This is a genomic window from Sphingomonas sp. RS2018 (genome assembly GCF_054489605.1).
On record NZ_JBTMWL010000003.1, the window covers coordinates 577,230 to 601,398 of the forward strand.

A 24,169-nucleotide genomic window follows, 5' to 3' on the forward strand; every position below is an offset into this window, starting at 1 on the left:
GTAACGAGACTGGCAGTAACGAAACGTTAACCATTTGCCCTCATGCCCCATATGGCCAAGCAACAAGACGCCAACAGGGACAAGGGGTACGACATGAAGACCTTCGCCATCGCCGCCGCGCTGAGCATGACCGTCGCCGCCATGCCGGCCACCGCCGCCGAACTCGTCACCAACGGCGGGTTCGAAACGGGCAACTTCAACGGCTGGACCCAATTCGGCAACTTCGGCGGCACCGGTGTAACCGGCACGATCAGCGGGACGGTGCCGCATGCCGGTCAGTCGCAGGCCGCCTTTGGACCGGTCACGACGACGGGCGGGATCTTCCAGACGCTCAACACCGTCGTCGGCCAGACCTACCAGATCAGCATCTGGCTGGCGAACATCGGCGGTGGCAACGGTTCCACCCTGCCGAACCAAGCGAGCATCAGCTTCGGCGGCGAGGAACTGGCCGCGCTGTATGATTTTGAGGCGTTCCCCTACACCAACATCCTCTTCGATCTGACCGCGAAGAGCGCGCAGAGCGAGCTGCGCTTCACCTTCCGCAACGATCCGGGTTATTTCCTGCTCGACGACGTGTCGGTCCGCGACACCGCGGTTGCCGGCGTGCCCGAGCCGTCGAGCTGGGCGATGCTGACGATCGGCTTCGGTGCCCTGGGCGGTGCGCTGCGCCGCCGCCGCAAGGTGTCTGTCAGCTTCGGCTGATCCCAAGCACTAGGTATCGGGAAGGGGCCGTCGTCCGACATCGGACGGCGGCCCCTTCGCACGTCAGCTGCCCGCCGCCTTGAATATGATCGCGCCGCGCGGGTGCGATCCGAAGGCGAAGTCGAACGTCGCCGCACCGCTATCGGTCCGCGTGCCGAGGCAGATGCCCTGCGCCTCGCCCTGGAAGATGCCGCGGGCCTCGTCGATGAAGGTCGTGCCGGATCGGACCGAGGCGGGCGCGACCGACGCGCCGCCATATTCGCCGAAGACCGCGACCGCGATGCCGCGGGCGGGCACGACCAGCGCGCCGGTCGCGTGCGGCGCCGACTGGTGCAGCGGTGCCGAGGCGTCGATCTGGGTCGGCACCGCGTCGGCATCGCGGACCACGCCCCAGGACAAGGTCGTCTGCGCCCGATAGCCCTCGTGGCGTACCTCGACATCGTGGATGCCGGCCGCGCTCAGCTCCGTCGTCCAGAGGTCGAGATAACCATCGGTCGATAGCGTGAACCGCCGCGTGGCCGCGACGCCGCCGATGGTGACGCTGTTGGGCGGATTGCCGCTGCCTTTGACCGCGAGCACCGCCGTCCCCGCACCGGCGAAGGCCAGAGCCGGGAACAGATGGTCGGCGGCCGCGGGCTGGACGTTGGCGATGCCGCCATGCGCGTAGCTGGCCGGCGTCACCGACGCGACGGTGCGCAGCGTGATGTGCCGCGTCTCCGATCCGATGCGCAGGTCGTAAGAAGTCAAATCGCCCGCCCCCGTTGCGGCGGTCACGCGGACGTCGACCGTATCACCATTGTAGACATGGCCGAGCGTCGTCGCCCAGGCGCCGCCATTCAGCCGCGCCTGTGCGCCGCCGCCGGTCACCGCCACGCCGCTCGCGACGCCGGCGTCGCCCAGACCCGACAGCGTCAGCCGGCGCAGGACGGAGCTGCCCGCGGCCAGATTCGTCTCGTCCTGCGGCCAGACGTCGGAATAGGGCGCGGTCGCGGTACGGCGCGCCGGATCGATCAGCGACCGCATTGCTGCGGCGAACACCGCATACAGCAGCGCCTTGCCGGTGCCGCCCGCCGACACCGGGCCGTTCGGATGGACGGTATCGCTGTAGCGCGTCGGATCAGCGAAATCGGGGTGCTCGCCCATCGGGATATAGGCGTCGGCAAACCGGCCCCAGCCCACGGGATCGCGCAGCGCGGCGATATAGGCCGCCCGCCGTTCGGTATAGATCGCGTAATTGGGGTGGCGCGGCGCTGCGTCGCGATAGGGCGTCGGCGGCGAGATCGCGATGCGGATGCCCGCCGCCCGGATCGGCGCCGCCCACGCCTCCAGCTTGGCCAGCGTGTCCTCGGCGGTGAAGGTGCCGAGGTCGTTCGCGCCGATCATCACCGTCAGCAGTTGCGCACCCGTCGCCATGTCGGCAGCGCGCGCGTCGAGCAGCGTGTTGCCGGTTGGCGAGCCGGGATCGCCGGCGCCACCGACCGTGCGGCTCGCCTGCCCGGCGACCGATACGGTGAGGGTGGCATGCGCCGCGTTCCACACATAGCCGTAGAAGTCGACGTGGTTGTCCGCCTGATTCGGCGTGGTCGACGTGATGCTGTCGCCCTCGATCACGATCCGCTCGATCGCCACCGGTGCCGCCACGCCGACCGGACCCACCGCCGCAGCCGTCGCCGGCGCGACCCCGCCCGGACCGCCGGCCGTCACGACGACGTCGATCATCGCGTCCTGATCCGCGGACACGACGACATAGGTCGCGGCGGACGCACCGGCGATGGCCACCCCGTCGCGCCGCCATGCCCGCGCCTTCACCGCGCCGTTGGCGATCGTACCGTCACCAACCGTCAGTGTCGCGCCGACCGATGGTGTCCCCGTAATGACGGGCGGGACGGACCAGCTCGGCGGTGGCGGGGGCGGGGTGGGCGGTGCGCCGGTCTGGCCGGTCACCCGCATCAGCACGGGCGAGGCCGCGTGCAGCTTCAGGCCCAGCATCAGCCCAGCGCCACGATCGTCGTCGCGGTCGTGCCACTGGCGCGGACGTGGCTGGCGCGAATCGGCAGGATCTGGCCCGCCGTCACCGGCACGGCGATATCGTTGGGGCTGTCCACCGCACGCAGGACGATCGTCCCGCTGCCGCCGATCAGCAATGCTTTGGGCAGTGAGGGCAGCGCCGCCGAATCATGCGGCACGACCGCGAACGCGCGGCGGACCGGATCGGCGGGGCCGTCGGCAAAGGTCTGGAAAATATCGAGCATCAGCTGGTCTCCCGTCACGACGTCGGGAGTCCGCATGCCTGTCGCCTGCCTCCCGAACCGGGGCGGCATGAACCAGATCAAATCATGTAGGACAGCGAAATATAACCGTTAAGGTTAGACGATCGCGGCAATGGCCCCGGCGAGCGCGGCCCATAGCATGACGCTCGACCCGATGATGATCGTCAGGCGGACCGGCATCGACCACTTGTCCATAGCGACCGACGTCTGCGCGACATATTCGCCCTGCGGAGTCGTCGGGCGTTCGAAGTGGCGAACCAGGTCGTGGTGCAGCCGGCGGGCGGGCGATGCGGCGATGGCATCGTCCCACGGTGCGAAGTCGATCTCGGTCGGGCGCGGCGTGGCGGGTGCCGCCGTCGGCTCGACCGTGACGCTCTCGTACTTGCGCTGTGCCTGCATCGTCGCATCCTCCCGCGCGGCGCGAGTGCCGGCGAAGGCTTGCCATAGCGCGGCAAGCGTTAAGGCTTGGCCATATGCATGTGGTTAACACCGCCCGGCCGCGGCGGTGCGGCCACGAGGCGCGGATCGGCGACCAGCGCATAGCCGCGCGGACGCCGCATGATCGTGCCGTCGCCCAGCGCACCGGCCGAACAGCTGAGGATGCGATCGATGCAGTTCGCCGTCCACGTCTTCAGCGTCCGATCATCCCACGCCCCATACCAGTCGGCATGGAAGGTGCTGCACGGCGGCATCTCCGGCATCCCGGCCATGCGGTCGCTGGCGAGGTACCAGTCCTGGATCCGCTCTCCCGGCATCACCGTATAGATGGCGCCGATCGTGAATTGGGGTAGCAGGATGCGGTGGGTGAACGGGCAATAGGTGCCGCCCGTAGCCTGGCTGCGCTGCTGGTGGATGATGTGGCTGCGGTGACTGTTGCTGTCCAGATGCTTGCCGTCCCAGCATTCGGGGGAACTGAGCGTCACCATCAGGCTGTTGCCCGCCGGACAATTTAGCCGGTCGAAGCGCAACTCCTGTCCGCCGCGCTCGGTGTTCTGCGGCGTGATGCACTTCCAGTGGAAGATCAGATTCTCGGGCTGCCGTTCGCCCATGCGCTGCATGTCGTACCCAAAGATATAGCGCAGGCCGCGCGGCAGTTCCGCACACAGGTCGCCGATGGGCCCGCATTCCTTCGCCGTCTTCGGTACGCGCTTGTAGTAGATCGATATCCAGTCCGGTCGCACGACCTGCCCGCGACCGTTCATCATCGCCGGCATCCAGTAGGCGGACCGGTTGAGCGGACCCATGCAGGTGCTTTCGCCGCTGGTGCGCAGGGATCGGTAGGTCGACTCCCCGTTGCCGAGCGTGTTGCCGAACCACTGATGCAGATGCGGACTGCCGCCGGTCTGGCCGGGATAGGCGATCGGATCGTCCCAGTTCAGGTGACTAGGCTGCAGATGAAGCGAAAGGCACCGATGACCTTGTCCACTGCCGGATAGGTGGGGCTCGTATCCCGTTCGATCTGCGACGTTCGCGGAAAATTGGTCGGGATATCGGCCAGGCCATCCGGCGTCGGCGCGTCCACCGGATCGCGACCGGGGTAGGGCGATACCACCTGCGCCGCGGCGGGCGTCGCCAGCATCAGTACCATCGCGAGTCTGGCGAGCAGCCCGATCATTCGCCGGCCCGCTTCGTCCGCTGCCAGACGGTCTCCGGTCCTTTCAGGAAGCGAAGGTAGATCGGCAGCTTCCACAACACATAGAGCGGCGCCCGCAACAGCGCGCCACCGCTCAGCCAGCGCCGCCCGCCGTGCAGCCAGGCGACGAAGGTCACGATCAGCGCGGCGAGCAGCATCGCGCCCAGCAGCAGCGACGGCGCACCGTCGGCACCGATCGCGAACAGCAGTGCGGTGACGCCGAGCCCCGCACCCGCCATCACCAGCAGGAGCGCCAGCGGCGGCACCAGCAGATGCAGTGCCAGCAGCACTTCGGCGCGTTTCCCGCGTCGCAGACCGGCAGCGAGCAGCGGCAGCGCCTGGCCGCGCACGGTGTCGAGAAAACCATGCTCCCACCGCGTCTTCTGCACAAGCGCCACCTCGGGCGGGGCAGGCGCGCTCGACACGGCGGCCCCCTCAATGAGACGAGGCGGATGGCCGGCGCGTGTCAATTCGATGCCGAGGCCGAGATCCTCCGCCAGCGCGCCCGATGCCAGTGCGGCGCGCTCGAACAACGCCCACGGAAAAGCCATGCCGGTGCCGGTCAGCAACGCCGCACCGCCCATCCGCTGCATGCCGCGCGAGCGGTAGAGGTTCTTCACCACCATCGCGAACCCGCCGATCTGCGTCATCGGTGGCGCGTCGAGCGCGGGGGCGATCAGGTTGACCGCCTGCGCCGGTCGTGGTGGCTGCGCCAGGCAGGCGGTGCGCAACGCGGCGATGCTGCCGGGCGCCAGACGGCAATCGGCGTCGAGCACGACGACGACGGCGGGTGGCGTCGCGGACTGCGCGAGGTGATCGCGTCCGAAAGCGAGCGCGAAGCCCTTGCCGCGGTCCACCGTGTCCTGCCGCTCGATCACATCGGCGCCGCAGGCGCGGGCGATGGTGGCGGTCGCGTCGCTGCAATTGTCGGCGACGACCAGGGTCGACACGCTGGGCCCGGCGACCGCCTGCAACGCCGCCAGCGTCTCGGCGATGCCGCCCGCCTCGTCATGCGCGGGGATCAGCACGGCGACATTGCCGCTGGTGTCCGCCGCATCGCGCCTGGCGGAGGTCTTCAGCCCCACCGCGATCTCGGTCGTGAACACCGCCAGCGGCAGCGCGAGCGCCAAAGCGACAATCCAGGCGAGGACGGTCAGCATCATGCGGCCTTACGCTTCGACAGAAGCTTGTCGATGAACGTCCGATACTTCGCCGCGATCGACGGCCAGCCGAAGTCGGCCGCGCAGCGGTCGGCGGCACCGCGCCCGGTCGCCAGCGCGCGGGCGATGGCATCGCTCGTCGCGGCGCGATCCTCGGTATCGCATAGCGTATCGCGATCGCCGACGATCCAGCGCAGGCGCGGCGTGTCATGGCCGACGATCGGCAGGCCGCTCGCCATCGCCTCGACGTAGACGTTGCCGAAGGATTCGAGCAGCGACATGTGCAAAAACGCATCCGCCGACGCATAGAGCGCGGGCATGTCCGGCGCCTTCAGCGTCAGCCGCGTGAACCGTCCGGGCAACGTCGCCGCCGCCAGCGCATCGACCTCGGCGCGCAACGGGCCATCGCCCGCTACCACCAGATGCGCGCCCGGCACGCCCGCCACCGCTTCGATCCCCGCGGCCACGCGTTTCGTCTCGATAAAGGCGCTGACCATCAGCACGATCGGAACCCCGTCGGGCAGGCCGAGCCGCGCGCGATCCGGCGCCACAGTCTCGTACCGGGCGGGGTCGATACCGTTGGGGATCAGCGCGGTCGGCCAGCGACCCGCATTCGCCGCCTCGTAATCGGGATTGGTGCAGACCAGTCCGTCGCAGCGAAACAGTCGGAACTCGCTCTTGTCGCTGCGCGCCGGCCAGTCGCCGTTCTGGGTCACGAAGATCTGCAGCGGCGATCGCCCCGCCGTCACCCGCCGCAACGCGAAATGGGTGAAGGGAAAGCTGCAGGTCACCACCGCATCGTAATCGCCCGGCCGGTAATGCGTCAGCAGCGCGGCGGAGAAGGTGGCATCCTCCCACGCCGTCTCCGACCGGAACAGCGGCAGCTTCGGAAAGCGTTCGAACCGCCGCCGGTCGACCAGCGATACCTGCTCGTAGCGATAGGGCTCGTCCGGTCGCGCCGGACCGCCGCCCATCACCGTCACGTCGTCGCCCCCGCGCGCCAGTTCGCGCGCGACGGCCAGCAGCGCGACCTCCGCGCCGCGGTCTTCGGCATGAAATCCTGGGAGTGCGAACAGCAAGCGCATGGTCGTGACGTAATCCGAGTGACGGGCCGGTGCGGGTCGGCAAAGCTCTTGGCATCGAAATCGTGACCCAAGCAATAACGCTAGGGGAAAGCGTGTCGTTTTGTAACGGCGCGATCACCCAGATTGACTTTGGCGGATGCTGCGCTAGCGGGTTGGGCGGGGCGCGTTGACGGGGGGTCGATGCCGCGATCATCGATTTATAGCCTCTGAAGGAGGGCGCACCGCGATGGAAACGATTTGGGATTGGATCACCGTCATCTGCTTCGGCGGGCTGGTCGTCCTGATGCTGCAGCGCTCGGTCGAGGAGGAAACCCGCGACAATCTGATGGAATATCTCTTCCCCGCGCTCGGCTGCGGAATCGCGAACTACATCGGCAATCATTATTCGGACGCGGGCGCGGCGGTGACGCTGCTCGTGGTCGGCGCCTATGTGTTCAAGGTGCTGAAGTTCCCCGCGATCGGTCCAAACCGGATCGACCGCGACGACCAGCGCTGATATTTCCGCGCGCCGGGTGATCGGCCGGCACGCAGCGCGATAATCCTCACGGTCGGTTTACCATTTGCCCGTATCGGTCGCCGCGATGACGTGGTCGGCCAATCTTGTTTCCGGTACTTCGCCGGCGGCGGCTGGACAGCCGGACGGGGCGGCGATAGCGCCGGCCTCCGCAACCGGGGGGATTCGGGCGTCGGCGGATCGGTCGCCGCGCTCGGATAGGGGAGGGGCATGCTTTTCAATTCGCTGACGTACGCCGTCTTCCTGCCCATCGTGTACATTCTCTACCGGGTGCTGTCCTTCCGCGGACAGAACCTGATGCTGCTTGCCGCCAGCTATCTGTTCTACGGATGGTGGGACTGGCGCTTCCTGTTCCTGATGATCGTGTCGACCGTCCTCGATTTCTGGACGGGCCTGATCCTCGATCGCGCGAAGCTGACGAAGACGCAGATCTGGGCGCCGATCAGCTTCCTCGCCATCGGCGGCATTCTGCTCGTCGGCTGCGACTTCGGTGCGCTGGTCCATGCCGCGGTCGGCGACGACGTCGGGCGCTCGATCGTCACCGCCAACATGCCCTGGGTGCTGGCGCTGGTGCCGGGCGGGCTCGTCGTCGTCGCGGCGATCTTCCGCTGGCTCGTCAGCCTGCCCGAAGACAAGCGCCGCAGATATTCGATGATCCTCAGCATGATCGTGAACCTCGCGATCCTGGGTTTCTTCAAATATTTTAACTTCTTCATCGATAGCGCCGTCGAGGCGTTTCAGAGCATCGGCATCGACGCGGCGCCGCGCCATTTCTCGATCGTGCTGCCGGTCGGCATCTCCTTCTACACCTTCCAGTCGATGAGCTACGCGATCGACATCTATCGGCGCGAGTTGAAGCCGGTGGAGCGTTTCCTCGACTTCGGCCTGTTCGTCGCCTTCTTCCCGCAGCTGGTGGCGGGGCCGATCGAGCGTGCGCATCACCTGCTGCCGCAGATCATCAACCCGCGCATCATCCGTCCGTCGGAAACGACGCGCGGCCTGTTCCTGATCGTGTTCGGCCTTTTCAAGAAGATCGCGATCGCCGACGGCGCGGGCCAGACGGTCGACCAGATCTTCAACAGTTCGGGCAGCGCCAGCTGGGCGGAAGTGGCGATCGGATCGCTGCTGTTCGCGGTGCAGATCTACGCCGATTTCTCGGGCTATTCGGATGTCGCGCGCGGCACGGCGAAGCTGTTCGGCGTCGATATCATGGTCAATTTCCGCCTGCCCTATTTCGCGCGCAGCCCGCGCGATTTTTGGGACCGGTGGCATATCAGCCTGTCGACCTGGCTGCGCGACTATCTCTACATTCCGCTGGGCGGCAGCCGGGGGAGCATGCTCTTCACCTGCCGCAACCTGATGCTGACGATGCTGCTCGGCGGCCTGTGGCACGGTGCGGCGTGGAACTACGTGCTGTGGGGAGTCTATCACGGCTCGGCGCTCAGCATCCACCGCGTGATGACGGGTGGGACCGGCCGTCCCCGCGTGCCCGACAACGTCGTGAAGGCGGTGCTGAAGACGGGCGGGTTCTTCCTCTTCACCCTCTACGGCTGGATGCTCTTCCGCGCGCATAGCTTCGCGCAGATCGCCGATTTCACCCACGTGCTGGCGACCGGCGCGGGCGGCCTGCGCTTTGCCGCCAGCGTGCCCCCGCTCTCGACCGTGATCGGCGTCGCCTTCATGATCGTGTGGGAGGTCAGCCAGTACCGCGCCGCCGGCGGCGGACGCTTCTACCAGCGGTTGCCGGCCGCCGTCCTCGGCTTCGCCATCGCGCTGATGGTCTTCCTCATCGTCATGGGTACCAGCAATGCACCCGCACAGTTCATCTACTTCCAGTTCTGACGCCGCTGGCAACGACGGTCTGCCCGGCGCTCGCAAGCGCTGGCGGCCGCTCGCCTGGGCGGTGCTGTGGCTGATCGTCCTGGACGTGGCGGTAAACCTGGTCTTCGCCTTCCCCAGCGATCCGAAGAACGTCAATCCGGGGCGGCTGCAGCTGTTCTTCGACTATGGCCGTTCGATGGAGGGTCGCCTGCGTCGGATGACGCGCACCGACCCCGCGCAGACCGCGCCGATCACGCTGGCCGGCTGGTATCGCCCGCTCGTCTCCACGCAGCGTCCCGCGAAGCCCGGTGGCGGCGTCGTCACCGTCTACGGCATGTCGCACGCGATGCGGCTGGGTGAGGCGTTGCAGCGCGTCTCCCCGACCTGGACCGTCCGCACGGTCGGCGCGCCCGGCGCCACCACCAACTGGTCGTTCGGCGCCTACCGCCGCGATTCCGGCAAATCGGGCAGCAAGGTCGCGGTGCTGGCGATCATGTCGTCGACGCTGCCCAACATCACCTCGCTGTCGCCGATGACGTGGAACGAGAGCTTCCCGCTGCCCTATACGCAGGACCGCTACGTCCTGCAGGGCGGCAAGCTGGGCGTCGTCACGCCGCCGTACGAGAGCTTCAAGGACTTCGTCGCGACGTTGAACGATCCGGCGAAGTGGCGTGCGGCGATGGCGGTGTTCGCCGCGAACGATCCGTTCTACGACGCGCGCCTGCTGCGGGCCTCGGTCCTCGATCATTCGACGCTGGTGCGCATGGCGCGCCGGGCGATCGGCAACTACCGCGACCGCGATGCCGAAGGCGATGTGCTGACCGCGCGGCGCTTCAATCCGGATAGCGAAGCGGTGCGCGTCGCCAACGCGATCATCGCCGAATTCGCGCGGATGGCGCGCAGCAACGGACAGCTGCCGGTGATCTACGTCGTCAACAACTACGGCTATGCCGACCAGCTGCGCCGCGCGTTGCAGGACACGCTGGACCGCGATCACATCCCCTATCTCAGTTCGGACAGCGTGGTCGATCCGAGCAATCCAGCCAACTATCTGCCCGATACGCACTTCACCGACGCGAACGACGAAAAGCTCGCGGCCGCGCTGGACGAGGTCATCGCCGCCAATCTGGGCACGCCCGCTACCGCCGCCGCAGCCCGCTGACCGATCCCATGTCCCCCGTATCCGGTGTGTCGAAGCCGCGAGCGTCCTGGCGACGTTCGCTGGCGGTGGCGCTCTCCATCCTGCTGGTCGTCGTGATCGCGGCGGTGCTGGGCGGCGATCGCTACCGGATCGGCGGCCCGGTCGAACGCCCCAAGCCGGTCGCCGTCACTCGCGGACCCGCCCCGACGACGGCGCCGACACCGACCGCCGAGGAAGTTGCCGTCCTGCTCGACACGACGGCGAAGGCGATCCCGCCGCAGGACGCGGTTGCGATCAACGCCGCCCGTCCGCTCGACCGACGCAGCCTGATCCCCGCGCGGCTGTTCGCGCTGCCCCAGCTGCCGGAGACGGCGACGGGCAACGCGGCGGCGCTCGATTGCATGACCAAGGCGGTCTATTACGAGGCGGCAAGCGAGAGCGATCGCGGCGAGCGCGCGGTGGCGCAGGTCGTGCTGAACCGCATGCGCAGCCCGATCTTTCCCCACACCGTCTGCGGCGTCGTTTTCCAGGGATCGGAGCGCGTCACCGGCTGCCAGTTCAGCTTCACTTGCGACGGCAGCCTGCGCCGCCGCCCGAGCGAAGCCGGCTGGCTGCGCGCACGGCGCATCGCGGCGGCGGCGCTGGCGGGCTGGGTCGAGCCGTCGGTCGGGCTGGCGACGCACTATCACGCCAATTACGTCGTGCCCTATTGGGCGGACTCGCTCGACAAGGCCGCGACCATCGGCGCGCATATCTTCTACGTGATGCGCGGGGGGCTGGGCCGTCCGGCGGGGTTCCGCGAACCCTATGCGGCGATGCTGGAGGGCGGCGTCACCACCGGGCTCGGAGACGCGGCGCTCGAGACGCTGACCGGTGACGAGGTGCTCGCCACCGCCGCGGAGACGACGGAGCCGAAAGAGCGCACCGTGGTCCGCGAGGATAATCTCGGCGCACCGACGCATGCGCCCGTGCTGGTCGATAAGCCGGCACCACGCCTGCGGGCGGACGAGGGGGCTAGTGGTTTGGTCATCGATGGAAGCAAGGGCGTTCTGCGGCCCGACAAATAGCGGCGCTGCCTGCGCTCAAGTGAAATCTCGGACGAAGTCCACGATCAGATCGGTCCAGCGCGACCGGTCATAGCGGTCTTCTGCTACGCGTCGAACCGCGTCGCTATCGACAGCGCGGTTCATGTAACGCGCGACGGCCGTACGGACGGCCTGGGCCAGGGCGGATGGATCCGATGGCTCCACGGTGATGGTGTCGGGCACCCCCGCGAGATACTCGATCGTGGCGTCGGACCGCGTGGTCACCAAGGGCAGCCCGAGCAATTGCGCGCTCGCGATCGTGATGTGGCCGCAGCATGTCTGGTCGGACACGAGCGGAACCACGACGGCGGCCGCCCGTGCAGCGATGCCCCAAGTCAGCGGCGCGGGCAGGTTGAAATGCACCGTCATGTTGGCTGGAACCGCGTCGAAGACAGAATTCGGCCGGGCGACGACGATCCATCGCACGGCAGGATCGGTGCGCGCCGCGGCGATCATGCTCGCATAATCACGCCCTTCGCCACCGATCGCCACGACATATGGCGCATCGGGAGCGGCCATCGAAAGATCGATCGACGGTGCCGACTGGCCCCACATGACGTGTCGAAAACGATCCGGCGGCAAATCGAAAAGACGCGGATACAGCTCCGTCTCATATTTGGAGTAGACGCAGAAACGTTCCACTCCGGCGAGCGCTTTGGTCATCCGCGCCAACGTTCGCCCTTCCGGCAGGTCGGTGAAGTTGAACGAGAACGCCAGATGTGGAAGGCGGTGGCCGCGCAGTCGGGCGAACTGCTCGACCGCCGTCGTCATGCGCGGCAGATGCGAAATCAGGATGTCGGCGCGGCCATACTCGCCCGCCGCCTGCCAAGCCGCACGGTATCGCGAGAGCCGTGGTCTGCGGACGCGCCGCTCGATCACATTCTGCGGTAGGCCCGAATGCGCGAGCCACTCGACATCGCGTCCTTCGATGGGAGGCAGGTCCACGAAAGCATCGCCCGGAGAGACGTCGGGCACGTTCGCGATTCGGATCGGGAGCAGCAGCGCCACGATGCTTACGTCCGATCCGGGAGGTCGCGCGTCGATGATTTGATCGCCGCGACACCCTCCGCCAGCGAAACGCGCGGCGTCCAGTTCAGCGCGGCGCGGGCGTGCGCATTCGGATAGCGAAGCGGACGCCACCGCACGCGCTGCCGCGGCGGATCGAGCAGCTCGGGCAGGCGCGCGCGCGCGCGGAAGAACAGGCGGCTGGCGATCTTCGCGGCCAGACCGAGCGCGCCGACCGCCAGATAGGGAATGGGCAGGGCGGGGCGGGGCGCGATACCCGCGCGGCGCGCCAGCGCGTGATAGCGCCAGTGCGACGGCTGCTCGCCATCGATCAGATTGACGGTCAGCGGCGCGTCGAGCGGGACCGTCAGCGCAGCGACGATCGCGTCCGCGCAATTGTCGACATGCACCAGTCGCATCCGCGCGCTGGGCGCGAAGACCAGGTCGAACCGCCCGGCGCCGATCGCGCGCCCGAACTCCCAGTCCTTGCCGGGACCGTAGATCGCGCCCGGCCGCACGACGACCAGATCGCAGCCGGTCCGCGCCGCATGTTCGCGCACCAGTCGCTCCTGCAGCAGTTTGGTCTGGGTATAGGCGTCGCGGCGCAGCGGCTCGCGTTCCAGCGGAGTGTTCTCGTCGAGCGTGCCCGAGAACCGCGGGGCATCAAAGTCGTACACCGACAGGCTGCTGACATGCACGATCCGCGCGGTCGCGGGGATGGCGCCGAGCAGATTTTCGGTGGCGAGCACCGTGCCGGCCAGCTGCGACGCGAGGTCACCGAAAGCCGCAGCGCAGTGGACGACCGCATCGACATCCGTGACGGCATCGCGCCACGCGCCGCGCTGCCGCAGATCGCCCGCGACTTGGCGGATGCCGCCAACAGCGCCATCGTCGCGCCCTGCCGACGCGGGCCGGACCATGGCAATCACGTCGTGCCCAGCCCGTGCCGCAGCCGCGGCGACCGCGCGGCCGAGAAAGCCGCCGGCGCCCGTCACCAACACCTTCATCGTCCATCCCCCAGCGCGACGATCCGGTCGCACAGCCGCGCGGTCGCGATCATGTCCGCGCGGGCGAACGGCTGTGGCGTTCCATCGATGACCGAGCGGTACGCGGCCTCCAGCATGCGGGGCAGGCCGTGCATCGTGCCATGCTGCATGATCTTGTTGCGCAGGTTGGCGAAGCCCGCGCCGATCATGCGCCGGCCGTTCTTCACCTGACCGAACGGCGACTTCTTGCCGACGTTGGGCGGCGCGTCGAATCGGATGTACGGATTATAGAGGTCGGTCTCCACCGCGGCCCCGGTGCCGCGCACGATTACGCGGAAGGCTTCCGGGTAGGCGTCGGTGGCGACGCGCAGGCGGCCGCGGACGGCGCCGGTGTCGACCAGCGCGTCGAGGAAGTCGTAGCCGGCGCGCGGATTAGCGCTGCGGTTCTGCAGGAAGCCGCGCACGTCCACCGCATCCGCATCGCTGCCCAGTACCTGAAAGAGATAGACGAGGTGCGGCAGGAAATCGTGCACCGCCCCGCCGGGCAGGTCGACGCCCGGCCCCGACAGGTTGCGATCCCCGAACGGCCCGCCGAGGAAATCGAGCGACAGCATGACGTCGCATTCGACAACACGGCCCAACGCGCCATCGGCGATCATCCGCTGCAACGTCAGCACCGAATCGTTGAACAGCAGGTTGCGGCTCTCGATCAGCACGCGGCCAGCCGCCGACGCGGCATCGAGCAGGGCGGTCGTCTCGCTCTCGGTCCCCGTCATCGGCTTCTCGCAGATCACGTGGACGCCCGCCGCCAGCGCTTGGCGGACGATCACGTCGTGCGTCTGCGGCGGGGTGAGAACGTGGACGATATCGGGCCGCGCGCTGTCGAACATCGCGGCGCTGTCGGTGTGGATGCTCTCGGCACCGAAGCGCTCGCCCGCCGCCGTCGCCAGAGCCGCCGACGTGTCGCAGACCGCCACCAGATGCGCGAGCGGTGATTCTTGCGTGAACGGCAAATGCTCGTACGCGATGGCGCCGCAGCCGACGACGGCGGTGCGCAGGGGCGCCCTCATGCTGCCAGCTTTCGCAGCAGATCGGCCATCGAGCGACCGTTGATATCCTGCGAATGGTTCGCCTCGACGCGCGCACGGGCGGCGAGCGCCAGCGTGGCGGCGCGGTCGGGCGACTCCACCAGAGCGCGCAACGCATCGGCAAGCGCGTCGGCGCGGGCCGGCGGCACGGTCATTGCGGTCACGCCGTTTTCGGCGAGTTCGGGGATCCCGGCGATCCAGGTCGATACGGTAGGCACGCCCGCGGCCATCGCCTCCATGATCGACACTGGCAAGCCCTCGCTGAACGACGGCAAGCAGAAGACGTCCGCAGCCTTGAGCGCGGCACGCACGCCCTCTGGCGGCAATTCGCCCGCCAGCGTCACCCGGTTGCCCAGCGACAGCCGCGCGATCGCCGCCTCGATCGTCGCGCGCTCCGGCCCGTCGCCGACGAGGGTCAGCCGTGCCTCGACGCCGACATCGCGCAGCAGTCCGATCGCCTCGATCAGGATCGTGAAGCCTTTCTCGGCGGACAGCCGCCCGATCGCAACGATGCCCGGCACGCCGTCGCGCACCGGCGGCGTGAACTGCCAGCGCGCCAGATCGATGCCGCAGCGGATGACATGCGCTTGGGGCCAGACGGCGGGGTTCGTGTTCAGGAACAGCTGCGACCGGGTGAAGTCGCTGACGCAGACGACCGCATCGGCCCGTGGCGCCTTGACGTCGAGCCGGGTTTCGGCCGGATCGGCGAAGTCGTGGAAGCCGTGGATGGTGAAGCTGAACCCTACGCGCGCACCGCCCAGCGACATCAGCGCACTGCCCAGCCACGCGATCGTCGCCGGCGCCAGACCGAAGTGGGCGTGCAGATGGTGCAGCCCAGCCTCGCGCCCGATCCGCGCGACCCGTGCCGCCTGCGCCAGATGCGCGAGCCGGCGGGCGATCCGGCGCGGGCTGCCCCCGGCGCTGCGGATCGCGTCGCGCGCGATCTTTATGGTGCCAAGCGGGTGCCGCAGTGCGAACCGCATTAGGTCGGCAACCGCGCCGAGCGGGCCGTCCTTCAGATAGCGGGTACGCGCGGCACGCTCCGTGGCACCGGCGATCGCCAGTTCGGCGGCGTCCGGGCGGTTCATCGCGAACGGCAGCACGGTGACGCCGTTACGTTCGACCGCGTCGATCTCGCCCGCGATGAACGTCTGCGCGTTGCGCGGGTAGTGCGTCATAACGTACCCGACGGGGAGGGGGGCAGGCTCGCTCATTTGTACACCAACGTCCCGCCGGTGCGCCCGCGCGACAGGCGCCAAGCATAGCGTGTCGCGCCGATCAGCACGGCATAATGCGCAATCGCCGCCAGGCCGCCATGACGCCAGCCGACGCTGCGGTTCAACCGCCACAGCTGCACCGCGATCAGGCCCGGCCAGACGAGGAGGAAGATCGGATGGATCAGCAGGGCGGCGGCGATGCTGAGCAGCGGCATGACGATCGCCCAGACGATCATGCGGGTCAGGTCGCTGGCATAAAGCGCGCCATCCGTCGCCCGCCATGCCTGCGCATAGCCGAAGCCGCCGCGCACCGCGCGCTTCCACCATTGGCCGAAATGCAGGATCGCGGCGTCGTGGATCGTCATCGGCGCATCGAGCCGCATGATCCGCCAGCCCGCCGCACGCAGGCGGCTGCACAGCTCGGGCTCCTCGCCGGCGATCATCTTCGGGTCGAACCCGCCGACCGCATCATAGGCGTCGAGCCGCATCATCGCGTCGCCACCGCACGACGCCGCTTCACCGGCGGGCGTATCCCATTCCCAGTCGGCGACGTGGTTGTAGAAGGACGCCTCCGGAAACCGTTCGCGACGGCGTCCGCAGACGGCGGCCATCGCGGGGTTTGCGGCGAGATAGGCGGTCGCGGTATCGAGCCAGCCGGCCTCCAGCTCGCAGTCGCCATCGACGAACATTACATGGCGGGTCGCCGGAAAACGCTGTTGCAGCAGGGCGACGCCTTCGGCTCGCGCCCGGGCGGCGGTAAAGGGGCGCGCAAGATCGAGCGGCAGGACGATCGCGCCCGCGGCGGTGGCTGCCGCGACGCTGCCGTCGGTCGAATCGCTGTCGACGTAGACGACCGGGATGCCGGCCGGAATCGAAGCCAGGCAGCGCTTCAGCCGCCCGCCCTCGTTGCGGCCGATCGCGACGATGCCGAGCGGATCAGCCATGCACCGCGGCCCCCAGCGCCCACCAGCCCGTCAGGGTCGGCACCAACCCGATCGCGCCCAGCACGGTCTTTAGCCCGACCGCGAAGACCCCGGTCGCCACCGTCATCGCCACATCGTCGCCGACCGACGTCAGCCGCTCGCGCAGCAACGCGATCGACAGTGCGACCCAGCGACCGAACTCGGCCGCCAGCAGGGTCAACAGGCCGGCGAGGATGCCGTAGGTCGGCACCAGCAGCGGCAGGCCGACGATCAGGATCGCGAACTTGGCGGCGTTGCCGTATGCGCTGGCCCGCGGCCGATCGAGTCCGAACAGAGTCGCCTCCCCGAACGCCGCCAGCACCGAGAACCAGACGCCGGCCAGCAGGATCGGCAGCATGAACGCGGCGGCGTGATAGCGCTGGTCGTAGAGGACGAGGATCAGCCGGTCCGAGACGGCGAGCGACACCGCCATCGCGACCGCAATCGCGATCAGCGCCAGCCGCCGCTTGCGCCGGAAACCCGCGCCGCTGTCGCCGTCGCGCTGGCGCAGCTCGACCACTTTGGGAAAGACGAGGAACGACCCGAAGCGCTGCGCGAGCGATCCCAGCATATCGGAAAACGTACGCGCGACGCCGTAGATGCCGACGACCGCGAGCGGCAGCACCGCGCTGAAGTAAATCTTGTCCGTGCTGATCGACGCGAAATAGATCGCGGTCGACAAGAACACCCATTTGCCGAAGTGGAAGATTTCGGACACGAACCGCTTTTCCCACACCAGCCGCGGCATGCGGAATGGCGTGAAGGCATAGGTCATCGCCGTCGAGAAGACCGTGCCGATCACCAGGCTCCACACCAGCGCCCAGACGTCGCGCCATAACAGCGCGAGGCCGATCGCGAAGACCATGTGGCCGATGCCGCAGGCGAGGTCGTAGATACCGCGCTGCGCCACGAGCATGTTCCGCTGCATCACGAACAGGTCGGGCGATTGCAGCCCGACCAGCAGGAACGCGGGGCTAACGACGAAGATGATCGTCGCCAGCTGCGGATCGCCATAGGCGTGTGTGAGCGGCATGGCCGACGCAAAGCCTAGCAGCATCAGCACCAGGCCGCGGATGAACTGGATGGTGAAGGCGGTGTCGAGGAAACGCCGGTCACCGGCATTGGCGCTGCGCACGATGCTCTGGCCGATGCCGACGTCGGACAACAGTTCGGTGCCGGTACGCAGCGTGTTGATCAGCACCATGATGCCGAACATTTCGGGCGCGAGCAGGCGGGCAAGCACGATACTCGTCGCCAGCCGCATGACCTGTTGTCCACCGAATGGCACGGTCAGCCACAAGGCCTGACTCGCGAGCTGACCCTGCCACAGGGCGCGCGCCTTTTGCGCGATACTGGTCGGAAACGCCGCCACCGCCGTCATATGATACCCGTTCTGCAAGAGAGGAAGCCGGTCCGATCCGTCGAACCGGCGCCCGAACCTCATTTATACGCCTTGATATAGGCGTAGGTGCTGAACACGGTCCAGTTCTTGCGCGCGGCGAGATCCGAGAAGCGCTTGTGCAGGTCGCGAAGGACGGGGATTTTCTCGTAATAGAAATGGCCGTAGAAGTTGCGAATCTCGACCCGGCTGTAGCCGATGTTCTTCAACAGACGCGTCATCTTTTCCGGATTGCCATAGCACGCCGAATAATGTGCCGGGAACTTCGGATTGATCGCGCGGCGCGGCGACAGCACTTTCAGCACATAGCTCGTAAGTCGCTCGGGCATGTACTTGTTGATGATGAACGGCACCGCATAGAGCGTCGGGATGAGGTGGAACGAGATCCCGCCGTCGCGCAGCACCTGGTGGACGTTGCGGTGCATGGCCTCGCCGTCCGGGACATGTTCGGCCAGGAAGCGCGAGAAGACGATGTCGTAGTTGTCGCGGAAGTTGCTGGCGTCGCCGCTGACGTTGAAGCACGCCTTGTCATAGCCTTCGGGCAGCAGCGCGAGCTCTTCCTCGCTGATGTCATTTACCGTGTAGGACTGGACCGTCGCCGGCATCTCCTCCAGCGTGAAGGACGGCCGGCGACCGGCGCCGAGCTCTAGGATATCGGCCTTGGGACAGCCGGCGACGATCGCCTTCAGCTCGTCCCCGTAGCGGAGCATGCCCGTTTCCCAGCTCTGTTCGACCTTCATAATGTCTATTTCCGTCCTCAATCGATTTGTCGCAGATAGCGATCAAATCCGAACAAATTATCAAACGCCTAGGCGCCGGCCATACCGCTTAAATCACCGGTCAATATGCGTTTTCATGACTGATGACCTTCACCGTGGCGAAGAGGATCGTCAGATCGCGCCAGAAACTCCAGTGCTGCACATACTCCAGGTCGCTGCGCAGGCGCGCTTCCAGGTCTTCGGGTTTTTCGGTATTGCCGCGGTAGCCGCGGACCTGCGCCAGGCCGGTGATGCCGGGCTTCGATGCATGCCGCATCCAGTAGCGTTGGGAGACTTCCCAGAACAGCTGGTCGCCCGCCGTCGATCCGCGCGCATGGGGGCGGGGGCCGACCAGGCTCATGTTGCCGATCAGGACGTTGAAGAGCTGCGGTAGTTCGTCGATGCTCGACGTGCGGATGAAGCGGCCGACGCGGGTTACGCGCTGGTCGTCGCGCTGGGCGGAGACGACGCCGTGGGCATCGGCCTGCGCGACCTTCATTGACCGAAACTTGTAGATGCGGAACGGTTTGTTGCCGCGGCCGATGCGGGACTGGGCGAACAGCACCGGCCCGCGCGAATCGATCTTAATCGCCAGCGCGACCGCGATCAGCAGCGGCGCGATCAGCACCAGCATCGGGATCGTGAGCGCCAGGTCGAAGATGCGCTTCTTGATCTGGCTCGACAGGCTGAGCGGCCCGCGCGAAAGGATCAGCGTATCCTCCTGCCCGAACCGACCTAGCCCGACCGCGCCGTGAATGTCGTCGATCGGGATGATCAGCTCTAGGCTGGTGCCGGTCGCCTTCAGCGCGGTGATCCACGCCTCGCGCCGGTCGTCCTGCGCGCTCAGGTAGATTTTGTCATAAGGCGTGACCAGCGCGCTGATCCGCGCGACGCCGTCCGGATCGGACAGGTCGGGCCGCAGCCCCAGCCGGTCCATGTGGAATATATCGCAGTCGCTCGGCGCGTCGACCGGTGCACCGTCGACGATCAGCACGCATTTGACGACCACGCCGCCGAATGCCCAGCGCACGATCGCGGCGACGCCGATGCGCCCGGCGAGGATCAGTGCGCCCGAGATCAGGATCGCATAGGCGAAGGCCAGGCGTGACAGGACCGACCCAACCTGTGCAAAGAAGGCGGCCGCGACGATGATGAACGACATCGCCCCCAGCGCCGCCATTGCGCGCCTGGTGGATTCGGAGAATTGCTGCAGGCACTCGACCGTATAGGCTTCGCACATAATGGCGAGGGCAATGAACAGCGGCACCGCACCGATGACGAGCGGAAAGCCCTCCACCGCCAGACCGCGCGCATCGCGCAGTGTACCGGCGAGCAGGAAGCCGATGATGATCGAGGCGCAGTCGAGCACCAGGCAACACCAGTAGAGGACCAGCCTCCACTGTTCCATCGACCAGCGACGGCTGGCGATCGCCGTATCGGATGTGGCCATGTCCAAAGGGTTAGCGCCTCGCTGGCATGATTGCCTGTTCCGGGCGGCGACATGCCGCAAATCTCTACACCGCGCAAACGCAATACCGGCGCGTTCACCACCCTATGCGGCGGATTCGCTAAACTTGCGTGAACGCGATCGGTGCTTGTGGACCGTGTTGCGCCGTCGCTAGCGGAAGATCGACCTCCTTAGCGTCGCATCGATGGCGGTGGTCACCGCAGCGAAGCGCGGGTCGTCGATGCTGCCGTATCGGCGCACGAAGACATCGGCCGGCAGACCTTCGTCCAGCGCCATCAGGTTACGCGGCAGCAGGTCGGACGCCGGAATGGTGGCAAGCCGCATCGCCGTCGACGCGGCCGTCGTCTCGTCCAGCGCCGCGGTCGCGATAAGGAACCCCGAACGGTCCGCCGACAGGTCGATGAAGGAGAAGCCACTCGGGTCGCCGACCGCGAACTCGGATAGCTTCGAAACGCTGTCGGCCAGTTCCTTCCACTCGCCCATCGCCTTGCTGAGCTGCGTGCCGGTGCCGACGGCAAGCGCGGCGGACAGCGCCCAGTGCATGGGCAGGTCGGCGCGACCGTTCAGATGCGCGCGGACCGCGGGGATGCGGCAGCGGGAGATGTCGGCAGACTTCACCCCCGCCAGCTCCCCCACCTTCGAATCGACCACCAGCATCGCGAGCGCCATGAAAGCCGCCCGGTTCGCACCCACTGAGCCCGCACCCTCGCGCTGCGGTTCGAAGGCGCGGTGGATATGGTCGATCAGCTTGTCGCTGGGCTTCGCTTTCTGCCGCCGCGCCAGCTCGCAGTAGGCGGCCAGCGTGGCGGGGGCGTCATTGGTCGACCGGCCGCTCAGCTGCTCCAGCACATTGCTGTCTCGCGGCACGCGCAGGCGCGCGGAGAGCGACCCGTTCGCAACCTGCGTGCTGACGAAGATATGGTCGAGCGGAGGGATGCGCGCGCCGCGCAGGTTGGCGACGAAGCGTACCACGGCAAAAGCCGCGTGGCTGAGCGCCGGGGGCAGGGTGACCCCGCCGACAGTCAGGTACGTGGGCGGGAAGCCGGTGCTGCGCCCCGTCGTCACCGCACCGGCGTTCAGCCAGCGGCCGAGCGGCAGGCGGTGACTGCCGCTGATCTCGATCCGGTCGCCGCGCGCCTCGATCAACAGGCGGTCGGGGCGAAAGCCGTTGCTGGCGAGCGCACCGATCGCGTCGAACTGCGCGCCCGAAAAGCGGATCGTGCTGACGCCCGCCGGGTCGCGCTGTCCGGCGCGCAGCTGCACAACCGCGGCACGGGCGGCGGCGACCTGCTGCGCATCGGGCGGGGGCGGGGCGTCGACCAGCGGCCGGGGATCGGTCAGCAGCAGGAACAGCGCCACGACCAGCACGACGCCGATGCTCAGCGCGACCGCCAGGCGGCGAAGCCAACGGCGGCGCGGTTTCGGCCCGCTGCGATCCGTAGAGGCGATGTTAGTGTTCGTCACGGTATGGCGGCCCTATTCGGGCGCGGCGGCATGTTCAACCGTGCCCGGCCAGGGCGCTTGCGTGGGGTCGGTCTCATGCTACACCGCGCCCCGACATTGGGGGATTACATGACAGGCAGCTTCGAACGACGCGTCCTCGTGACGGGTGGGGCAGGCTTCATCGGTTCGCACCTGTGCGATCGGCTGATCGAGCAGGGCGCGGAGGTGCTGTGCGTCGACAATTTCTACACCGGCCGGCTGCGCAACATCGCGCACCTGCAATCGCACCCGAATTTCGAGGTGCTGCGGCACGACGTCACCTTTCCGCTGTCGGTGGAGGTGGACGAGATTTACAATCTCGCCTGTCCGGCGTCACCCGTGCACTATCAGTTTGATCCGGTGCAGACGACGAAGACCAGCGTGATGGGCGCGATCAACGTGCTCGGCCTCGCCAAGCGGTTGAAGGTCCGCGTGCTCCAGGCGTCGACCAGCGAGGTCTACGGCGATCCGGCGATGCATCCGCAGCGCGAGGAATATTGGGGCAACGTTAATCCGATCGGCCCGCGCTCCTGCTACGACGAGGGCAAGCGCTGCGCGGAGACGCTGTTCTTCGACTACCACCGCCAGCACGGGACCGAGATCAAGGTCGCGCGCATCTTCAACACCTATGGTCCGCGCATGCACCCGAACGACGGGCGCGTCGTGTCGAACTTCATCGTCCAGGCGCTGAGCGGCAAGCCGATCACGTTGTACGGCGACGGCAACCAGACGCGCTCCTTCTGCTATGTCGACGACCTCGTCGCCGGGCTGATGGCGCTGATGGGGACGGGGAAGGACGTCACCGGCCCGATCAACATCGGCAACCCGGTCGAATTCACGATGCGCGAGCTGGCCGAGTTGGTGCGCGAACTGGTCGGCAACGACGTGACCTTCGAACACCGCCCCCTGCCCCAGGACGACCCCCGCCAGCGGCAGCCGAACATCAGCCTGGCGAAAGCGAGTCTGGGCTGGCAGCCGACCGTCCCGTTGCGCGACGGGCTCGGTAGAACGATCACATATTTCGACGAACTGCTGAGGGGCAAAAGTGCGACAAATGAATAGTGATTGCTTTGTCTAGGTGGACTGCAATCTGGTGCAGCGGCGTCGATGATACACATGACGTCACCGTTCCCGTCACGCGAGGCCGATATTTGTTAAGATTGACCTCTGCGCTCGGATCCCAACCCAAGGCGACCGTATCAGCGACTTGTCTAATTACGGACGAGTAGAGTGCTCAGCAGGTCGCCACCATAGGTCGATGGCCGCCGCCGCGCGACGCCCGCCGCTCTACCTGCGAGTTTTGGACCGGTTGAGACGCGGCACGGCGGCTCAGCACCGGCCGTCGCCAATCTTAGTCTGCTTCGTACGATTGCTAACTGCAGAGCGGATCGATTGTCCGTAACTGTACCAACGGGCATTTGCCAGCACCCGTCCGACAATTAGCGACAATAGACAAAAAGCTACCCTGTATAGGGGAGGCGCCGAGGGTGCCGCGACGTCTTGAACCCGTGTGCGAAGTCTGGTCAACCGTAGTTAGCCTCTAGAAAATTACGTCTCGATATGAGACGGATAAGGTTAAGCCGAATTCGCTTAGTGACATGAACGAGAAATTAACATAGGGCTCGAATCAGCCCACTCGCGGGGCTCCGAGCATCAACGAGCCCATTCCGGCCAACTCATTTTAGGGGGTTATTTTCATGAAGAAGCTAGTACTCGGCATTCTGGCAGCAGGCACGGCGCTTGCCGCTGCTGCTCCGGCGAATGCGGCAATTTTCATTGGCGTCTCGGTCAACGGCGGCGCGATCACGCAGGTTGCCTCCAGCACCTCCGGCTCGGCAAACTACAACACGACCGATGCCAATGGCATCTTCTACAACGTGAGCGCGACCGGCGCGCCGCTGCTGCCCGTTGGCACGCTGTTGACCCAGTCGGTCAACATCGCAGGAACGAACGGCACGGTTGATTTGTACATCACCCAGACCGACGTCGCTGGCATTACGGGCATCGCGAGCTCGTTCACGTCGAACACCCTCCAGGGTGTGAATGCTGTCATTCGCTCGTATTACGATGCGAACAACGGCGTGTTCACTGGTACGCTGCTGCAGTCGGCAACGTTCAGCGGCCCGGGCACCTTCATGGGCGGGAATGTGATTTCCTCGCGCATCGGTTCGGAAACGGTCCGTTACACGCTGAACTTCACCGGCGGCGCCGGCTCGAACTTCAACGGCACGGCCAACCTGACTGCGGTTCCGGAGCCGGCCACTTGGGGCTTGATGATGCTCGGCTTCGGCGCGATGGGCTTCGCCCTGCGTCGTCGTCGCAACGTCGAGACCCGTATCCGCTTCGCCTGATCTTATCAGTCGAATAGGTAGATCGAGCCGTCGGCCGAAGGG

General features: G+C 67.0%; 23 protein-coding genes. 7 read left to right on the forward strand and 16 right to left on the reverse strand.

Features of this window, described 5'->3' with window-relative positions; translation table 11 throughout:
- Positions 1 to 93: 93 nt before the first annotated feature.
- On the forward strand, positions 94 to 702 hold the full coding sequence (locus ACX40P_RS12245) for a PEPxxWA-CTERM sorting domain-containing protein (RefSeq protein ID WP_459126611.1): 609 nt from the start codon (positions 94 to 96) through the stop codon (positions 700 to 702).
- Between the two features lie 63 nt (positions 703 to 765).
- On the opposite strand, the gene ACX40P_RS12250 is transcribed toward ACX40P_RS12245, so the two are convergent.
- The 7 genes from ACX40P_RS12250 to ACX40P_RS12280 form a co-directional block, all read right to left on the reverse strand.
- On the reverse strand, positions 766 to 2,691 hold the full coding sequence (locus ACX40P_RS12250) for an SGNH/GDSL hydrolase family protein (protein WP_459126612.1): 1,926 nt from the start codon (positions 2,689 to 2,691) through the stop codon (positions 766 to 768).
- Complete coding sequence (locus ACX40P_RS12255; RefSeq protein ID WP_459126613.1) at positions 2,691 to 2,990, reverse strand: spike base protein, RCAP_Rcc01079 family; 300 nt, start codon at positions 2,988 to 2,990, stop codon at positions 2,691 to 2,693. Before ACX40P_RS12255 ends, ACX40P_RS12250 begins: the two co-directional genes overlap by 1 nt.
- A gap of 78 nt (positions 2,991 to 3,068) precedes the next feature.
- Positions 3,069 to 3,371: a hypothetical protein gene (locus ACX40P_RS12260; RefSeq protein ID WP_459126614.1), complete on the reverse strand. Its 303-nt coding sequence runs from the start codon at positions 3,369 to 3,371 to the stop codon at positions 3,069 to 3,071.
- A gap of 59 nt (positions 3,372 to 3,430) precedes the next feature.
- Positions 3,431 to 4,366 (reverse strand): DUF1996 domain-containing protein, encoded by a 936-nt coding sequence (locus ACX40P_RS12265; protein WP_459126667.1) that lies wholly within the window; start codon positions 4,364 to 4,366, stop codon positions 3,431 to 3,433.
- A complete protein-coding gene (locus tag ACX40P_RS12270) occupies positions 4,348 to 4,587 on the reverse strand; it encodes a hypothetical protein (RefSeq protein WP_459126615.1) in 240 nt (79 codons plus the stop codon). The genes ACX40P_RS12265 and ACX40P_RS12270 overlap by 19 nt, the downstream gene beginning before the upstream one ends.
- On the reverse strand, positions 4,584 to 5,768 hold the full coding sequence (locus ACX40P_RS12275) for a glycosyltransferase family 2 protein (RefSeq protein ID WP_459126616.1): 1,185 nt from the start codon (positions 5,766 to 5,768) through the stop codon (positions 4,584 to 4,586). Before ACX40P_RS12275 ends, ACX40P_RS12270 begins: the two co-directional genes overlap by 4 nt.
- Positions 5,765 to 6,850: a glycosyltransferase family 4 protein gene (locus ACX40P_RS12280; protein WP_459126617.1), complete on the reverse strand. Its 1,086-nt coding sequence runs from the start codon at positions 6,848 to 6,850 to the stop codon at positions 5,765 to 5,767. The genes ACX40P_RS12275 and ACX40P_RS12280 overlap by 4 nt, the downstream gene beginning before the upstream one ends.
- Positions 6,851 to 7,076: 226 nt before the next feature.
- On the opposite strand from ACX40P_RS12280, the gene ACX40P_RS12285 reads away from it, so the two are divergent.
- From ACX40P_RS12285 to ACX40P_RS12300, 4 genes are all read left to right on the forward strand, one after another.
- Complete coding sequence (locus ACX40P_RS12285; RefSeq protein WP_459126618.1) at positions 7,077 to 7,346, forward strand: XrtV sorting system accessory protein; 270 nt, start codon at positions 7,077 to 7,079, stop codon at positions 7,344 to 7,346.
- A 228-nt stretch (positions 7,347 to 7,574) separates the two neighbouring features.
- Entirely contained in the window at positions 7,575 to 9,206 is a 1,632-nt protein-coding gene (locus tag ACX40P_RS12290; protein ID WP_459126619.1) for an MBOAT family O-acyltransferase, read from the forward strand.
- Positions 9,172 to 10,347: a hypothetical protein gene (locus ACX40P_RS12295; protein ID WP_459126620.1), complete on the forward strand. Its 1,176-nt coding sequence runs from the start codon at positions 9,172 to 9,174 to the stop codon at positions 10,345 to 10,347. Before ACX40P_RS12290 ends, ACX40P_RS12295 begins: the two co-directional genes overlap by 35 nt.
- A gap of 65 nt (positions 10,348 to 10,412) precedes the next feature.
- The gene (locus ACX40P_RS12300; RefSeq protein WP_459126621.1) at positions 10,413 to 11,393 is read left to right on the forward strand and encodes a cell wall hydrolase; all 981 of its coding nucleotides are present in this window, start codon (positions 10,413 to 10,415) and stop codon (positions 11,391 to 11,393) included.
- Positions 11,394 to 11,408: 15 nt separating this feature from the next.
- On the opposite strand, the gene ACX40P_RS12305 is transcribed toward ACX40P_RS12300, so the two are convergent.
- The 9 genes from ACX40P_RS12305 to ACX40P_RS12345 form a co-directional block, all read right to left on the reverse strand.
- On the reverse strand, positions 11,409 to 12,419 hold the full coding sequence (locus tag ACX40P_RS12305) for a glycosyltransferase (protein ID WP_459126622.1): 1,011 nt from the start codon (positions 12,417 to 12,419) through the stop codon (positions 11,409 to 11,411).
- Positions 12,420 to 12,424: 5 nt separating this feature from the next.
- Complete coding sequence (locus ACX40P_RS12310) at positions 12,425 to 13,423, reverse strand: NAD-dependent epimerase/dehydratase family protein (RefSeq protein WP_459126623.1); 999 nt, start codon at positions 13,421 to 13,423, stop codon at positions 12,425 to 12,427.
- Positions 13,420 to 14,472 (reverse strand): Gfo/Idh/MocA family protein, encoded by a 1,053-nt coding sequence (locus tag ACX40P_RS12315; protein WP_459126624.1) that lies wholly within the window; start codon positions 14,470 to 14,472, stop codon positions 13,420 to 13,422. Before ACX40P_RS12315 ends, ACX40P_RS12310 begins: the two co-directional genes overlap by 4 nt.
- A complete protein-coding gene (locus tag ACX40P_RS12320; protein ID WP_459126625.1) occupies positions 14,469 to 15,704 on the reverse strand; it encodes a glycosyltransferase in 1,236 nt (411 codons plus the stop codon). Before ACX40P_RS12320 ends, ACX40P_RS12315 begins: the two co-directional genes overlap by 4 nt.
- A complete protein-coding gene (locus ACX40P_RS12325; protein ID WP_459126626.1) occupies positions 15,701 to 16,651 on the reverse strand; it encodes a glycosyltransferase in 951 nt (316 codons plus the stop codon). The genes ACX40P_RS12320 and ACX40P_RS12325 overlap by 4 nt, the downstream gene beginning before the upstream one ends.
- Positions 16,644 to 18,113 carry an oligosaccharide flippase family protein gene (locus ACX40P_RS12330; protein WP_459126627.1) on the reverse strand — a complete coding sequence of 490 codons (1,470 nt, stop codon included), beginning with the start codon at positions 18,111 to 18,113 and terminating at the stop codon, positions 16,644 to 16,646. The genes ACX40P_RS12325 and ACX40P_RS12330 overlap by 8 nt, the downstream gene beginning before the upstream one ends.
- Positions 18,110 to 18,778 (reverse strand): class I SAM-dependent methyltransferase, encoded by a 669-nt coding sequence (locus ACX40P_RS12335; RefSeq protein WP_459126628.1) that lies wholly within the window; start codon positions 18,776 to 18,778, stop codon positions 18,110 to 18,112. Before ACX40P_RS12335 ends, ACX40P_RS12330 begins: the two co-directional genes overlap by 4 nt.
- A 130-nt stretch (positions 18,779 to 18,908) precedes the next feature.
- Positions 18,909 to 20,276 carry a sugar transferase gene (locus ACX40P_RS12340; RefSeq protein WP_459126629.1) on the reverse strand — a complete coding sequence of 456 codons (1,368 nt, stop codon included), beginning with the start codon at positions 20,274 to 20,276 and terminating at the stop codon, positions 18,909 to 18,911.
- Between the two features lie 168 nt (positions 20,277 to 20,444).
- On the reverse strand, positions 20,445 to 21,758 hold the full coding sequence (locus tag ACX40P_RS12345; RefSeq protein ID WP_459126630.1) for a hypothetical protein: 1,314 nt from the start codon (positions 21,756 to 21,758) through the stop codon (positions 20,445 to 20,447).
- 108 nt (positions 21,759 to 21,866) lie between these two features.
- Between ACX40P_RS12345 and ACX40P_RS12350 the strand changes: the two genes are divergently transcribed.
- Together ACX40P_RS12350 and ACX40P_RS12355 are read left to right on the forward strand one after the other, a co-directional pair.
- Positions 21,867 to 22,838: a UDP-glucuronic acid decarboxylase family protein gene (locus ACX40P_RS12350; protein WP_459126631.1), complete on the forward strand. Its 972-nt coding sequence runs from the start codon at positions 21,867 to 21,869 to the stop codon at positions 22,836 to 22,838.
- A 635-nt stretch (positions 22,839 to 23,473) separates the two neighbouring features.
- On the forward strand, positions 23,474 to 24,127 hold the full coding sequence (locus ACX40P_RS12355; protein ID WP_459126632.1) for a PEPxxWA-CTERM sorting domain-containing protein: 654 nt from the start codon (positions 23,474 to 23,476) through the stop codon (positions 24,125 to 24,127).
- The last annotated feature ends 42 nt before the right edge of the window (positions 24,128 to 24,169 follow it).